Raw genomic sequence first — 14,190 nt, forward strand, 5'->3', positions numbered from 1 at the left:
ATGAACACGCATGTCAGTCCCCGCCGCGGCAAGGCGCTACTGCGCGCAGACCGGGCGTTTCGCACCGGCGGGGGGCTGGCGCGCCTGATGGCGCTTGCGCCGGCGAGCTTCTTCCACCGCCAGCTAGACCGCATCGACGCCGGGCTCGCCTATGGCACGCTCGAAGGTCATCTGCCCGACGGCAGCGTGCGCATCCTCGGCGGTCGCGGCAAGGGGCCGACCGCGATCGTCCACCTGAAAAGCTGGGCCGCGCTCGTGCGGCTTGTGCTGTCGGGTTCGGTTGGGTGGTACCGCGCCTGGGAGGCCGGGGAGTGGAGTTCGCCCGATCCGGTCCCGCTGTTCGACCTGTTCATGCGCAATGGCGAGACGCTCGGCAATGCGGGGCGGTCGCGCGGCCCGCTGCACTGGCTCAACCGCGCATCGCATTTCCTCAACCGTAACAATCGCACCGGGGCGCGGCGGAACATCCACGCGCATTACGACCTTGGCAATGACTTCTACAGCCTGTGGCTCGATGCGCAGATGAACTATTCGAGCGCGCTCTTCGCCGATGCAGGGCAGACGCTGGAGGAGGCGCAGATATCGAAGCTCGATGCGATTCTCGACCGGCTCGACCTGCGCTCGGGCGGGCGCCTGCTCGAGATCGGTTGCGGCTGGGGGGCGCTTGCCGAACGCGCGGTCGAGCGGCACGACGTCATCTACACCGGAATTACCCTCTCACCGTCGCAAGCCGAGATTGCCGATCGGCGTCTGCACGCGGTCGACCTGTCGGGGCGATCGCGGATCGAGCTCTGCGATTATCGCGATGCGCAGGGCCCCTATGACGCGATCGCGAGCGTAGAGATGGTCGAAGCGGTCGGGCAGGCCTATTGGCCCGTCTATCTCGACACCATCGCGCGCCTGTTGCGCCCCGGTGGCCGCGCAGCGATCCAGTATATCCTGATCAGCGACGCGCTGTTCGAGCGTTACGCGGCCAGTACCGACTTCATCCAGGCCTATATCTTTCCGGGCGGCTGCCTGATTTCCGAAAGCCGTTTCCGCGCGTTGGCCGAGGAGCGGGGGCTTGTGTGGCGCGACGTTCTCCATTTCGGGCTCGGCTATGCCGAAACGCTGCGCCAGTGGCGCGAGCGGTTCGATGCCGCGGTGTCCGACGGGCGCCTGCCGGCAGGGTTTGACGACCGCTTCGTGCGGCTCTGGCGCTATTATCTTCAATATTGTGAGGGGGGCTTTCGCGGCGGCGGTATCGACGTCGCGCAGGTGACACTCGAAAAAACAGCCTGAAAACAAGCAGGGAGAAGGCAATGCGAAGATTTTTGGCAGGCGCGCTGCTGTGCGCAGCCGTGGGAATAGCTGTCCCCGCACCCACGCAAACCACCGCGGCTCGGGCGACCGACAATCTGCCAAAGGATCTGAATGTGCTGTTTTGGAGCCAGGACCAGCGTGACACCGCCTTCCGGACGATGGAGACGGTCCCGAAAGTCGTCGTGCACACGATCAAGGCGGGCGGTCGCGCCTATCCCATGCCGCAAGGCAAGCCGATCGACCTCGGGCTCAATGTCGACGCCCATATGGCGGCGCAGCGCAATGCGGGGCTGATCATCGTCCAGGACGGAAAGGTGCGACTGGAGAAATATGCGCTCGGCTATGGCGCCTCCGGCCGCTGGACCAGCTTTTCGGTGGCGAAAAGCTTCACCTCGACCCTCGTCGGCGCGGCGGTAAAGGACGGCTATATCAAGAGCCTCGACGACAAGGTTACCGTCTATATCCCGGGACTCAGGGGCTCGGCCTATGACGATGTCAGCGTGCGGCAATTGCTGACGATGACCTCGGGCGTCAAATGGAACGAGGATTATACCGATCCCAAATCGGATGTCGCGCAGTTCAATCTGCAAAAGCCGGTGCCGGGCGAAGACATAACGGTCAGCTATATGAAGACCCTGCCGCGCGAAGCGCCGGCGGGGTCGAAATGGGTGTACAAGACCGGCGAGACCAATTTGATCGGCGTGCTGGTGTCGAGCGCGACCGGCAAGACACTCTCGGATTATCTGTCAGAGAAGGTCTGGAAACCGTTCGGCATGGAGCAGGACGGCGTCTGGATGCTCGGGCCGACGGGGCACGAGATCAGCGGCTGCTGCATGTCGGCGAGCCTCAAGGATTATGCACGCTTCGGCCAGTTCATCCTGAACGGCGGCGTCGCGGGGGGAAAGAAGGTTCTGCCTGACGACTGGCTCGCCGCGGCGACGACCAAGCAGGCGGGCATCGACATTCCCGGCCGCGGTTATGGCTATCAATGGTGGACGAACGACGATGGCAGCTTCGCCGCGCAAGGAATTTTCGGTCAGGGCATCTTCATCGACCCGAAGCGCAGGCTTGTGATTGCCTCGAACGGCAATTGGCCGACCGCGACCGACCCCGAAGGCGTCGGCAAGGCGCGCGAGGCCTTTTACAAGGCGGTGCAGGCTGCGATCGACCGCGAAGCGGCGAAATAAACGGAGTCAGGCAGCGACGGAAACCGTCGTCGCCGCGCGCTGGGCGAGCCACGCCGCCGCAAGCGGTATGGCGACGCCCAGCACCATGATCCACCAGGTGTCGGCAAGCGTCACGGCACGATAGAGCCCGGCGCCGATCACAGCCCCGGCGACGATCCACCCGGCATTGGCGCTTGCGGACATGCGCATCGCCAGCCAGCTTCCGCCAAAGGTGCCGACGAACCAGCCGATCAACAGGGCGATGGTCGATGCGAGGGGGATCAGTACCTCCCCGGTTTCGAGGTCATAGACGTCGGGCGACAATTCGTTTCCCGCATATTGCGCGAGCCATAGCAGCGCGAAAGCGACGACGATCCCCACGAGGGTTGCTGCGACCGTCCGCAGGATGTTGCGACCCATAACCGTGCCTTTGACCAGATATTTCGGGCCGAAACCTAACGGCCGAACGCAAAGATCGCGTTAAGCATCGACCATCACTTTGGGCAAGGCATGGAAAGCGGTGCTGTCGAAGCCCGCGATCATCAGCTTCGCGACATATTCGCCGACGGCCGCGGGATCCTTGATGCTTTGCGGATCCTCGCCCGGATAAGCGCGCGCGCGCATCTGGGTGCGCGTGCCGCCGGGATCGAGGATCGCGGTGCGGACGTTCGAGATATTGCGCATCTCGGCGCCATAGCTCGTCACCAGCACTTCAAGTGCCGCCTTCGACGCGGCATAGGCGCCCCAATAGGCGCGCGGATCGCGCGCGACGCTGCTCGACAGCGCGAGCAGGCGGCCACCCGGCGCGCGGCGGAGCAGCGGATCGAAATTGGCGATCAGCGCCTGCTGCGCGACAAGGTTCAGCGTCAGCAGTTTGTTGAATTCCTTGCCGTCGATCGCGCCGACCGGGGTCAGCGTGCCCAGCATCGCCGCGTTGAGGACGAGCATATCGAGGTGCTGCCAACGTTCGGCCATCGCGGTGGCAAGCCGCGCGATACTGTCGCCGTCCGTCAGGTCCAATGGCGCGATCGTTGCGCTGCCGCCGGCCTCGTGAATGCGATCTTCGAGTTCCTCGAGCCCGCCCGGGGTACGTGCGGTGATGACGACATGCGCACCGCGTGCCGCCAGCGCTTCGGCGATCGCCGCGCCGATACCGCGGCTCGCCCCGGTCACGAGTGCGACCTGACCCGCCAAATCTTCAGATACCATGATCACTCCGTCAGACAACGCGCTCGGCAAGCAGCGAAAACTGGTCATCGACCGCTTGCTCGTCGAAATCGGTCAGCGTGGTCGGATAATCGCCCGTAAAGCAGGCGTCACAATATTGCGGGACGTCGTCGTTGCGCCGCGCCTCGCCCAGCGCGCGATAGAGCCCGTCGATCGTCAGGAAGGACAGGCTGTCGGCGTTGATGAAATTCGCCATCTGCCCGACGGTCATCTGCGCCGCGAGCAGTTTGGCGCGCTCGGGCGTGTCGACGCCATAGAAACAGCTGTGCTGGGTCGGCGGGCTCGCGATGCGCATATGCACCTCGGCTGCGCCTGCATCGCGCATCATTTGCACGATCTTCAGGCTGGTCGTGCCGCGAACGATCGAATCGTCGATCAGCACGATGCGCTTGCCGCTGATCAGCGCGCGGTTCGCATTGTGCTTCAATTTCACGCCCAGGTGACGAACCTTGTCGCCCGGCTGAATGAAGGTGCGGCCGACATAGTGCGAGCGGATGATGCCCAGTTCAAAGGGAATGCCCGATTCCTGCGCATAACCGATTGCGGCGGGGGTGCCCGAATCGGGCACCGGGATGACAAGATCGGCCTCGACCGGGTTCTCGCGCGCGAGTTCGGCGCCGATCGCCTTGCGCACCGAATAGACGCTGGTGCCGTCGACGATCGAATCGGGGCGCGAGAAATAGACATATTCGAAGATGCACGGCCGCGCCGAGCGTTCGGCGAAGGGGCGGTGCGACGAAAGCTGGCCATCACGAATGATCACCAGCTCGCCCGGATCGACCGAGCGGACGAATTCAGCGCCGACGACGTCGAGCGCCACCGTTTCGGACGCAAGGATGTGCGCATCGCCGAGCTTGCCGATCACGAGCGGGCGGATGCCCAGCGGGTCGCGGCATCCGATCATCCCCTCCGCGGTCAGGCAGATCAGCGAATAGGCGCCTTCGACCTGCTTCAGCGCGTCGATGAAGCGATCGAGCAGGGTGCGATAGTTCGATGTCGCGACGAGGTGAATGATGACCTCTGTATCGCTGGTCGACTGGAAGATCGAACCGCGACGTACGAGAATCTTCTTCAGCGCCGTTGCGTTGGAGATGTTGCCGTTGTGCGCGACCGCGAAACCGCCGGTCGACAGGTCGGCGAAAAGCGGCTGGACGTTGCGCAGCGCCGTCTCGCCGGTCGTCGAGTAGCGGACATGGCCGATCGCCGACGCGCCGCCCAACTGGCGAATGATGTCGTCGCGGTCGAAATTGCCGGCGACATGTCCCATCGCGCGGTGGGTATGAAAATCCTTGCCGTCGAAGGCAGTGATGCCTGCGGCTTCCTGGCCGCGGTGCTGCAGGGCATGAAGGCCCAGCGCGACGACGGCTGAGGCGCTGTCGGCGCCATGAATACCAAATACGCCGCACTCCTCGCGGAGCTTGTCGTCATCGAAAGGGTGGGTCGTCAGCATGACATTCCAGGGGCAGGGGCCAAGGGGCGGGGGCAGTGACTGCGGCGCATATAGGGAGGCTTGCCGCAAATGTCGCCCCCCAAACTTCACATGATTGTCACAGGCCGGACCCGGACGGGTGACAAGCGCAGCAAAGCTGCTCTAAAGGCCCATCATGGACCAGAAAGCCGACACGACCGACCGCTTCCAGCCGCGCTTCGACGCCGCCGGTCTCGTCACCGCGATCGTCACCGATGCCGCGACGGGCACGCTGCTGATGGTCGCGCATATGAATTCCGAAGCGATCCGGCTGACCCAGGAAACCGGGCAGGCGCATTTCTGGTCTCGCTCGCGGCAAGCGCTGTGGCGCAAGGGGGAGACCTCGGGAAACGGACTGACGCTGGTCGAGATGCGCGTCGATTGCGATCAGGATGTCCTGCTGCTGCGCGTAACGCCCGCTGGGCCCGCTTGCCACACGGGCCGGCGTTCCTGCTTCTATCGCCGTGTCAACGCAGATGGTGGCCTGACCTTTCTCCACGACGATGCGTAGGGTGCGTGCCGCCTTCCTGTTCGGCGCGCTGTTGCTCGCGGGCTGCGATCGGCACCCGCAGGCGGACAGCGACCGGACGGTCGACGCGAACAGCCCGCTCGAACTGGCTGCGCGCGAGCGCGGGATCGTGCGACCCGATACAGCCAGCCCGACGGGCGTGTTCGAACGCTCGCACGAACTCGGGCGCGACGCGATGTGCGTGGTGCCCGACGGCGCGGGTCAATGGCGCTTTGCCTTGTCTGCGTCTTTCGGTCCCGGCCTGCGCTGCGCCGCGCGCGGGACGATCCTGCGCGAGGGGCAGGGATGGCGGATGCGCTTCGCCGACGCCGAGGGGTGCGAAGCGCTGGTCCATGAGGAAGAGGACGAACTCCGGCTGCCTGGCAGCCTGCCCGCGCAATGCCAGACGATCTGCTCCGCGCACGCGTCGCTATCCGGGTTGCGGCTGCCGCGCGCAAGCTGGTCCAAGGAGGACGCGAAACGCTTGCAGGTCGCGGATCCGCGCGGCAATATGATCCAACCGTGCGGCAGTTGAGACGCGCCGATTCCCGGCACCTCCCGCCCTTGACGTTCACGTCAACGGAAACTATTCTGGCCCGTATGACCGAAGAATACGGCCACGCCCACATCGATACGCCCGATCATCTCGGCCGCGACCAGTTCAGTATCACCGACCTGTCGACCGAATTCGGCGTCACCGCCCGCGCGCTCCGCTTTTACGAGGACGAGGGGCTGATCAGCCCGTCGCGCCGCGGCCTGTCGCGCATCTATTCGAAGCGCGACCGTGCGCGGCTCGCCTGGATCCTGCGCGCCAAGCGCACCGGCTTCAGCCTTGCCGACATTCGCGAGATGATCGATCTGTACGACGTCGGGGACGGCCGCAGGCTGCAGCGCCAGGTGACGATCGAGAAATGCGAGCAACGCATCAACCTGTTGCAACGCCAGCGCGACGATATCGACAGTGCGGTCGAGGAACTGACGCGCTTTATCGATATGGTCAAAAAGGTCGACGCCAGTCAGAAAGTGCGCTGAGCCTCGACTCTTGCGCCTCCCCGGACGAGATATTGCTAACCCCGCTTTCCAGAAAGATGAGTCATGCCCGCCTACCGCGCCCCCATCCAGGATACGCTCTTCCTGATCAACGACGTCCTCGGCGTCGAGCGCTACGCCAACCTGCCAGGCTTCGCCAATGCGACCCCCGACATGATCGAGGCGGTGCTGACCGAAGCGGGCAAATTCTGCGAAGAAGTGCTGTTCCCGATCAACTATTCGGGCGATCAGGAGGGCTGCACGCGACACGAAGACGGATCGGTCACGACGCCGAAGGGGTTCAAGGAGGCCTATAAGGCCTATTGCGACGCCGGCTGGACGACGCTGACCCAGCCGGAGGAATTCGGCGGACAGGGCTTGCCGCACATCATCGGTTTCCCGGTCGAGGAATATCGCATGGCGGCGAACCAAGCCTTTTCGATGTACCCCGGCCTCACTCAGGCGGCGGTGGCGGCAATCCTCGTCAAGGGATCGGAGGAGCAGAAGGCGACCTATGTCCCGAAGATGATTTCGGGCGAGTGGGGCGGCACAATGAACCTCACCGAACCGCACTGCGGCACCGATCTCGGCCTCATCCGCACCCGCGCGGTGCCGAATGCCGACGGCAGCTATGCGGTGACCGGCACCAAGATCTTCATCTCGTCGGGCGAGCATGACCTCACCGAAAATATCGTCCACCTCGTCCTCGCGAAGACGCCCGATGCACCCGACAGCGTCAAGGGCATCTCGCTCTTCATCGTGCCCAAATTCCTCGTCAACGAAGACGGCTCGCTCGGCCAGCGCAACACCCTCCAGTGCGGCTCGATCGAGCATAAGATGGGCATCCACGCCAATTCGACCTGCGTGATGAACTATGACGGCGCGAAGGGCTGGATGGTCGGCGATGAGAACAAGGGGCTTGCCGCGATGTTCGTGATGATGAACGCCGCGCGCCTCGGCGTCGGCATCCAGGGGCTGGGACAGGCCGACATCGCTTTCCAGAACGCGGTCCAATATGCGCACGACCGTCGCCAGGGCCGCGCGCTGACCGGGCCGCAGGATCCCCAGGAAAAGGCCGACCCCCTGTTCGTCCACCCCGATGTGCGCCGCATGTTGATGGACGGCAAGGCAGTGGTGGAGGGGCTGCGCGCGCTCTGCCTGTGGGGTGCGCTGCAGGTCGACCTCGCGCATGTCGCCGAGACCGAGGAAGAGCGCCAGCATGCCGACGATCTCGTCAGCCTGCTCACCCCCGTGATCAAGGGCTATGGCACCGACAAGGGCTATGAGGTCGCGACCAACGCGCAGCAGGTGTTCGGCGGTCACGGTTACATCGAGGAACAGGGCATGTCACAATATGTCCGCGATGCCCGCATCACGATGATCTATGAAGGCGCGAACGGCGTGCAGGCGATGGACCTCGTCGGCCGCAAGCTTGCGCAGAACGGCGGCCGCGCGATCCAGACCTTCTTCGCCATCGTCGATGCGGAATGCGCCGCGGCGAAGGACAAACCGGCGTTTGCGGATTTCGCGAGCCGTCTTGAAAAGGCGAACGGCGAACTGAAGGCCGCGACGATGTGGTTCATGCAGAACGGCATGACGAACCCGAACAACATCGGCGCGGGCGCGCATCACTATATGCACATCATGGGTATCGTCGCGCTGGGGTTGATGTGGCTGCGCATGGCCGAAGCGGCGCAGAAGGCGCTGGACGACGGGCGCGGCAACAAGGATTTCCTTCAGGCGAAGCTCGTCACCGCGCGTCACTTCGGTGAACGTTTTGTCCCCGACGCCGGCGCGCTGCGCCGCAAGATCGAAGCGGGCAGCGAGGCGATGATGACGTTGACGCCGGAGCAGTTCTTCGCGGCTTGACCGGCGCCTTTGCAACCATCGCCGCCGCCATGCGTGGAGGCGGCGATGAGCGACCTCGTCCCGATCGTCATTGAAGGCCGCAACTGCTGGCGGATCGAACGCGCCGACAAGGCGCGGATGATCGTCGATGCTGCCGATTATTATGCGCTGCTTGAACGGCTGATGGCCGGTGCCAGGGAGCGCATCCTGCTTATCGGTTGGGATTTCGATCCGCGGATCGCGCTGAAGCCCGACAGGGACGGCATCGGCGAGTCGCTTGGCGACTATCTGCTGCGCCTCGCAAAAAATTGTCCTGACCGCGACATCGACATCCTCCGCTGGAATTTCGGGGGCCTGAAGCAGTTCGCGATGCCGCGCATCGTCGCGATGATCGCGCGGTGGAAGATCACGCGCTCGATCAGTTTCCGGCTCGACAGCGCGCATCCGGTCGGGTGCAGTCATCATCAGAAGGTGGCGGTCTTCGACGACCATCTGGCGGTATGCGGCGGCATCGACGTCGGCTCGCGACGCTGGGACACGCGGGGGCACAAGGACGACGATCGGCATCGGACGGCCCCCGACGGAACGCCCTATATGCCCTGGCACGACAGCACGATGTTGCTCTCGGGGCCGGTCGGCAATGCGCTTGCCGATCTGGGTAACGAACGCTGGCAGCGCGCGACGAAGAAGCCGCTCCGCGAAATCAACGGATCGGGGGAGGGGTGGCCCGACGATCTGGAGGCCGATTTCGAGGGTGTCGACGTTGCAATCTCGCGCACCCGCGCCGAGTATGACGGCTATGAGGAAATACGCGAGGTCGAGCAGCTTTATCTCGACATGATCGCCGCGGCGAAGCGCTTCATCTATTTCGAGAATCAATATTTCACCTGCGGCAAGATCGCCGCCGCCATCGCCGAACGGCTCAACGAGGATGATCCGCCGGAATTCGTGATGGTGATGCCCGAAACCGCCGACGGCTGGCTCGAACAGATGGCGATGGACGCCGCGCGCGTGCAACTGGTGCGCGAAATCGCCAAGGCGAAACACGGCGACCGGCTGCGGGTCTATTATCCGCGCACCAAGCGCGGCGAGGCGATTTACGTTCACGCCAAGACCGCAATCGTCGACGATCGGGCGATCCGTGTCGGGTCGGCCAATCTGAACAACCGTTCGATGGGGCTCGACAGCGAGTGCGACGTGACCATCGACTCGGCGCTGCCGGCCAATCACGGCATCGAGCCGGTCATTCGCCGCCTGCGCGAATCGCTGATCGCCGAGCATCTGGGTGTCGATCCGCTAGAGGTAGCGCGCCGGTTCGAAGCCAGCGGTTCGCTGATCGGGACGATCGAGGGATTGCGCGGCCAGGGGCGCTCGCTCGAACTGCTCGACCTCGTTTCGCCGGGTCCGATGGACGAGTTCATTGCCGAGAACGAACTGCTCGATCCGACGAGCCCCGATGCGATGTTCGAAAGCCTGACCGAACGCGGCCTCAGGAAAAGCTGGCATCGCGGTCGTGACTGGATGCGGCGGCACCGGCCTTTCCGGCGAAAAGCCTAGTCCGCCAGCGACAATATATGCTGTGCCTGTTTAAGGTGCGGCGCATCGACCATCTTGCCGTCGACCTGCAGCACCCCGACGCCCGGGTTGGCCGCGAAGGCATCGACGATCGCCTGGGCGCGCTGAACCTCTTCGTCGGCGGGGGTGAAGGCGGCGTTGATCGGTTCGACCTGCGAAGGATGGATCGCCATCATGCCGGTAAAGCCGTCGCGCCGCGCGCTGGCGGCATAGGCGGCAAGCCCGGCCTCGTTCTTGATCGCCGGGAACACCGTGTCGATCGCAGCGACGCCCGCGCCGTGCGCCGCGAACAGCGTGAGCGCGCGCGCAATCTCATAGGGTGACGTGTAGCTGCCATCCTCGGTGCGGCTCGTCGTCGCGCCGATGGCAGCGGGCAAGTCCTCCGCGCCCCAGGTCAGGCCGACGAGGCGATCCTTCACTTCGCGATAGCTGCCGAGCGTGAAGATCGCCGCGGGGGTTTCGGTCGCGATCGGCAGGATCGGCGGCAGCGAGGCGTCGCGCGCGGATTCGCTCCGCAGAATCGTGTCGAGTTGCTGGATGCTGGGCGCGCCTTCGGCCTTGGGCAGCATGATCGCGTCGGGCCGTCCACCGACGATTGCCGTGACGTCAGCGGCGGTCATATGGCCGTCGAGTGGATTGACGCGCACCAACGTGATGACCTCGCGTTCCCCGGCCAGATATTCGGCGACCGCCGCGCGTGCAGCTTCCTTGTTGGCGGGCGACACCGAATCCTCCAGGTCGAGGATGATCGCATCGGCGCCCGATGCTGCGGCCTTGGCGAAGCGTTCGGGACGATCCCCGGGAACGAAAAGGAGTGAGCGCAGGCGCATCAGGCGGCCTTTCCTTTGATCAGCGCGGCCCGCTCGCACTGGCAGACGATTTCGCCGCGCTGGTTGATGCAGCGGTGGAGAAAGGTCACGATACCCGATCCGGGACGCGATTTGGACTCTTTCAGGCCGATGACTTCGGTCTCGGCGCGCAACGTGTCGCCGATGAACACCGGCTTCGGCATCACCAGCTTGTCATAGCCGAGGTTCGCGACGAGCGTGCCGAGCGTCGTATCGCCGACCGAAAGCCCGACCATCAGGCTGAAAGTGAAGGTGCCGTTGACGAGGATCTGCCCGAACTCCGACGCCTTCGCCGCCTCGATGTCGAGGTGCAGCGGTTGCGGGTTATGCGTCATCGTGGTGAACAGCAGATTGTCGGTCTCGGTCACGGTACGGCGGATCTCGTGCGTGATCGTCTCGCCGATCTGCCACTCGTCGAAAAACTTGCCTGCCATCTTCAGTCCCTCAAATGCAATTTCATGCCGACATGGCTCTGCACGAAGCCCAGCCGGGCGTAAAAGCGGTGCGCGTCGGTGCGTGTAGCTGACGATGTGAGCTGAACCAGCTTGCAATCGCGCGCGCGGCATTGCTCGACCGCCCACAGGATCATCTGTTCGCCGAGCTTTTGCCCGCGCAGGTCGGCGGCAATCCGTACCGCCTCGATCAGCCCGCGCCAGCTTCCGATGAAGGAAAGCCCAGGCAGGAAGCTGAGCTGCATCGTGCCCACGACTCTGCCGTCGAGTTCCGCCGCGATCAGCCGCTGGTTGGGGTCGGCATCGATCGCCGCGAACGCGTCCATGTACCGTGGATCGGACGGGTCGGCTTCACGGCCCGGCGGGATCACATCCTCGGCGAGCATCGCAAGAATGGCCGGTAGCTCTGCGGCCGTCGCGTCACGGAGGATCAGGTCGCTCATTCCGCCGTCTCGATCTTCGCGAGCAGCGCTTCGACCTGCACCTGTGCACCTGCGGCTGCATTGAGTTCGGCCACCACCCCGTCGAAAGGCGCGGTGAGGCTATGCTCCATCTTCATCGCCTCGAGGGTCAGCAGCTTCTGCCCCTTGGTGACCTTGTCGCCCGCCGCAACATCGACCGCGATGATCTTGCCCGGCATCGGCGATAGGATCGCGCCATCGCCAGCGCTGCCGCCAGTGCCCGTCCCGCGGGGCTCGTAAAGCGACGTCACGAAAGCATGGCCCTCGTCGAACTTTATCAGTTTGCTGCCGTCCCAATAGGCCCGGGCCATATAATTGGCATATTCGCTCCAGTCGTCCGGAATGATCGCCTCGCGTTTGTTGCCATCGATATCAAGAAGAACCCGCCTGACGGGAGCAGCATTCAAACGTAGGCCCGACATTTCAAGTCCACCAATGCCTGTGTCCCCGTCGAGCAGCAGATGTACGGCGACATCCAACGCCTCCTCGCAAAGTTCGGGAGGATCGGTCAGGCGTTCCTGGTGCGCGGCGATGAAGCCGGTGTCGATTTGCCCGGCAGCGAAATCGGGTTCGTTCAGGATCTTCGTGAGAAATGCGGCATTCGTGCGGACCGGCCAGACGTCTGCGGTTCGGCAGGCTGCCTCCAGATCCCATATGGCTTCCTGCCGGTTGTCGGCATGCACGATCAGCTTCGCGATCATCGGATCGTAGAAGGGCGATATTTCGTCATCGACTGTGACGCCCGTATCTATGCGGTATCCGCCTAGGTCGAAATACTCGAGCGTGCCGATCGAGGGCAGAAAGCCTTTGGCCGGATCCTCGGCATAAAGCCGCGCTTCCATCGCCCAACCGTTGATCGCGAGATCTTCCTGGCGGAGTGGGATCGGCTCGCCCGATGCGACACGCAACTGCCATTCGACGAGGTCGACCCCGGTGATCTCCTCGGTCACAGGATGCTCGACCTGCAGGCGCGTGTTCATTTCCATGAACCAGATGCGGTCGGCACGAAGGCCTTCGCTCGCGTCGGCGATGAACTCGATCGTCCCCGCGCCGACATAATCGACCGCCTTTGCCGCGCGCACCGCGGCGGCACAAAGGTCGGCGCGCGTCGCCTCGTCCATGCCGGGAGCGGGGGCTTCTTCGATCACCTTCTGATGGCGGCGCTGGAGCGAGCAGTCGCGTTCGAACAGGTGGACGACATTGCCGTGGGTGTCGCCGAACACCTGCACCTCGATATGGCGCGGAGTGAGGATATATTTCTCGATCAGCACATGATCATTGCCGAACGACGCCGCCGCCTCGCGCTGACACGATGCAAGCGCGTCGGCGAAATCGGCCGCGGCATCGACCTTTCGCATCCCCTTGCCGCCGCCGCCCGCGACCGCCTTGATGAGCACGGGATAGCCGATCTGCGCCGCCTGTTCGGCGAGAAAGGTCGGATCCTGATTTTCGCCCATATAGCCCGGCGTCACCGGCACACCCGCCTCGGCCATCAGCTTCTTGGCGGCGTCCTTCAGGCCCATCGCGGTGATCGACGAAGGCTTCGGCCCGACCCATATAAGCCCTGCATCGGCGACCGCCTGCGCAAACTCGGCATTCTCGGACAGGAACCCATAACCCGGATGAATCGCCTCGGCTCCGGTCGCTTGGGCAGCGGCAATGATCTTCTCGCCGATCAGATAGCTCTCACGCGCTGGCGACGGCCCGATATGCACGGCCTCGTCGGCCTCGCGCACATGCAGCGCCTTGGCGTCGGCGTCCGAATAGACCGCCACAGTCCGAATGCCCATCTCGCGCGCGGTGCGGATGATGCGGCAAGCGATTTCGCCGCGATTGGCGATGAGGAGGGAGTTGATCATGCGCGATCCTCCCCGGTACGGGGAGGGGGACCATCCGCAGGATGGTGGAGGGGCACAGGCGATTTGCCTTGCCGCTGCCTGATTTTCACTGCTCTCTCCTCACAAATCTCGACTATCCGGATTACTGTCGATCCCAAATCCCGCATCACGGCAGTGGCGGGAATACGCAGGGTCGCGATGTGCTGCGATTTCAGAAAGTCGGCCCGCAAGCCATCTGCGCGTCCTGCGACAGCGCCATCGTGCGCCTGACCATCTACCTCAATTGGCAGCCGAATGGCGGGGCAATAAAAGTCCAAAATATAAATTCCAGCGGGATGCTGACGCCGATACTTGAAGCCTCCGGGCCGCGCTCGCAGGGCCTTCCAAAGCATCATTTCGGGAAGGCTCATTTCGCTTCGCAGCTTGCGGGCGCGTTTCAGGGTATCGCGCGGACCAGTGATCACAGCA

15 protein-coding genes are annotated in these 14,190 nt (G+C 64.0%); 7 read left to right on the forward strand and 8 right to left on the reverse strand.

What is annotated here, in order from left to right; all coding sequences use genetic code 11:
• Both ATE64_RS16400 and ATE64_RS16405 read left to right on the forward strand, forming a co-directional pair.
• Positions 1 to 1,281 carry a cyclopropane-fatty-acyl-phospholipid synthase family protein gene (locus ATE64_RS16400; protein ID WP_058455786.1) on the forward strand — a complete coding sequence of 427 codons (1,281 nt, stop codon included), beginning with the start codon at positions 1 to 3 and terminating at the stop codon, positions 1,279 to 1,281.
• A gap of 134 nt (positions 1,282 to 1,415) precedes the next feature.
• Positions 1,416 to 2,489, forward strand: a complete 1,074-nt coding sequence (locus tag ATE64_RS16405; protein ID WP_231729144.1) for a serine hydrolase — start codon at positions 1,416 to 1,418, stop codon at positions 2,487 to 2,489.
• A 6-nt stretch (positions 2,490 to 2,495) separates the two neighbouring features.
• Here ATE64_RS16405 and ATE64_RS16410 read toward each other — a convergent pair whose 3' ends face one another.
• Genes ATE64_RS16410 through purF form a run of 3 tightly spaced genes read right to left on the reverse strand, consistent with a single transcriptional unit; the run spans position 2,496 to position 5,145 of the window.
• A complete protein-coding gene (locus ATE64_RS16410; RefSeq protein WP_058455788.1) occupies positions 2,496 to 2,888 on the reverse strand; it encodes a hypothetical protein in 393 nt (130 codons plus the stop codon).
• Positions 2,889 to 2,948: 60 nt separating this feature from the next.
• Positions 2,949 to 3,677, reverse strand: a complete 729-nt coding sequence (locus ATE64_RS16415) for an SDR family NAD(P)-dependent oxidoreductase (RefSeq protein WP_058455789.1) — start codon at positions 3,675 to 3,677, stop codon at positions 2,949 to 2,951.
• 10 nt (positions 3,678 to 3,687) lie between these two features.
• Positions 3,688 to 5,145, reverse strand: a complete 1,458-nt coding sequence (gene purF / locus ATE64_RS16420) for an amidophosphoribosyltransferase (RefSeq protein ID WP_058455790.1) — start codon at positions 5,143 to 5,145, stop codon at positions 3,688 to 3,690.
• 154 nt (positions 5,146 to 5,299) lie between these two features.
• Here purF and hisI point away from each other — a divergent pair, with 154 nt between their 5' ends.
• The 5 genes from hisI to ATE64_RS16445 all read left to right on the forward strand — a co-directional run bounded on the left by hisI (position 5,300) and on the right by ATE64_RS16445 (position 10,105).
• On the forward strand, positions 5,300 to 5,674 hold the full coding sequence (gene hisI, locus ATE64_RS16425) for a phosphoribosyl-AMP cyclohydrolase (protein ID WP_058455791.1): 375 nt from the start codon (positions 5,300 to 5,302) through the stop codon (positions 5,672 to 5,674).
• Entirely contained in the window at positions 5,667 to 6,206 is a 540-nt protein-coding gene (locus tag ATE64_RS16430; protein WP_058455792.1) for a hypothetical protein, read from the forward strand. The genes hisI and ATE64_RS16430 overlap by 8 nt, the downstream gene beginning before the upstream one ends.
• Before the next feature lie 65 nt (positions 6,207 to 6,271).
• On the forward strand, positions 6,272 to 6,703 hold the full coding sequence (locus tag ATE64_RS16435; RefSeq protein ID WP_058455793.1) for a MerR family DNA-binding transcriptional regulator: 432 nt from the start codon (positions 6,272 to 6,274) through the stop codon (positions 6,701 to 6,703).
• 63 nt (positions 6,704 to 6,766) lie between these two features.
• Entirely contained in the window at positions 6,767 to 8,569 is a 1,803-nt protein-coding gene (locus ATE64_RS16440) for an acyl-CoA dehydrogenase C-terminal domain-containing protein (RefSeq protein ID WP_058455794.1), read from the forward strand.
• Positions 8,570 to 8,614: 45 nt separating this feature from the next.
• Positions 8,615 to 10,105 (forward strand): phospholipase D-like domain-containing protein, encoded by a 1,491-nt coding sequence (locus ATE64_RS16445; RefSeq protein WP_058455795.1) that lies wholly within the window; start codon positions 8,615 to 8,617, stop codon positions 10,103 to 10,105.
• Here ATE64_RS16445 and ATE64_RS16450 read toward each other — a convergent pair.
• The 5 genes from ATE64_RS16450 to ATE64_RS21280 are packed head-to-tail and all read right to left on the reverse strand — an operon-like array spanning position 10,102 to position 14,186.
• On the reverse strand, positions 10,102 to 10,953 hold the full coding sequence (locus tag ATE64_RS16450) for a CoA ester lyase (protein ID WP_058455796.1): 852 nt from the start codon (positions 10,951 to 10,953) through the stop codon (positions 10,102 to 10,104). The two genes, ATE64_RS16445 and ATE64_RS16450, sit on opposite strands and share 4 nt — an antisense overlap.
• A complete protein-coding gene (locus ATE64_RS16455) occupies positions 10,953 to 11,405 on the reverse strand; it encodes a MaoC family dehydratase (protein WP_058455797.1) in 453 nt (150 codons plus the stop codon). The genes ATE64_RS16450 and ATE64_RS16455 overlap by 1 nt, the downstream gene beginning before the upstream one ends.
• Positions 11,406 to 11,407: 2 nt before the next feature.
• Positions 11,408 to 11,866, reverse strand: a complete 459-nt coding sequence (locus ATE64_RS16460) for a GNAT family N-acetyltransferase (RefSeq protein WP_058455798.1) — start codon at positions 11,864 to 11,866, stop codon at positions 11,408 to 11,410.
• Positions 11,863 to 13,743 carry an acetyl/propionyl/methylcrotonyl-CoA carboxylase subunit alpha gene (locus tag ATE64_RS16465; RefSeq protein ID WP_058455799.1) on the reverse strand — a complete coding sequence of 627 codons (1,881 nt, stop codon included), beginning with the start codon at positions 13,741 to 13,743 and terminating at the stop codon, positions 11,863 to 11,865. Before ATE64_RS16465 ends, ATE64_RS16460 begins: the two co-directional genes overlap by 4 nt.
• Positions 13,740 to 14,186 (reverse strand): DUF559 domain-containing protein, encoded by a 447-nt coding sequence (locus tag ATE64_RS21280; RefSeq protein WP_082657759.1) that lies wholly within the window; start codon positions 14,184 to 14,186, stop codon positions 13,740 to 13,742. The genes ATE64_RS16465 and ATE64_RS21280 overlap by 4 nt, the downstream gene beginning before the upstream one ends.
• Between the last annotated feature and the right edge of the window lie 4 nt (positions 14,187 to 14,190).

This window comes from Sphingopyxis sp. H073 (assembly GCF_001468395.1).
In the GTDB taxonomy this organism is placed as follows: domain Bacteria; phylum Pseudomonadota; class Alphaproteobacteria; order Sphingomonadales; family Sphingomonadaceae; genus Sphingopyxis.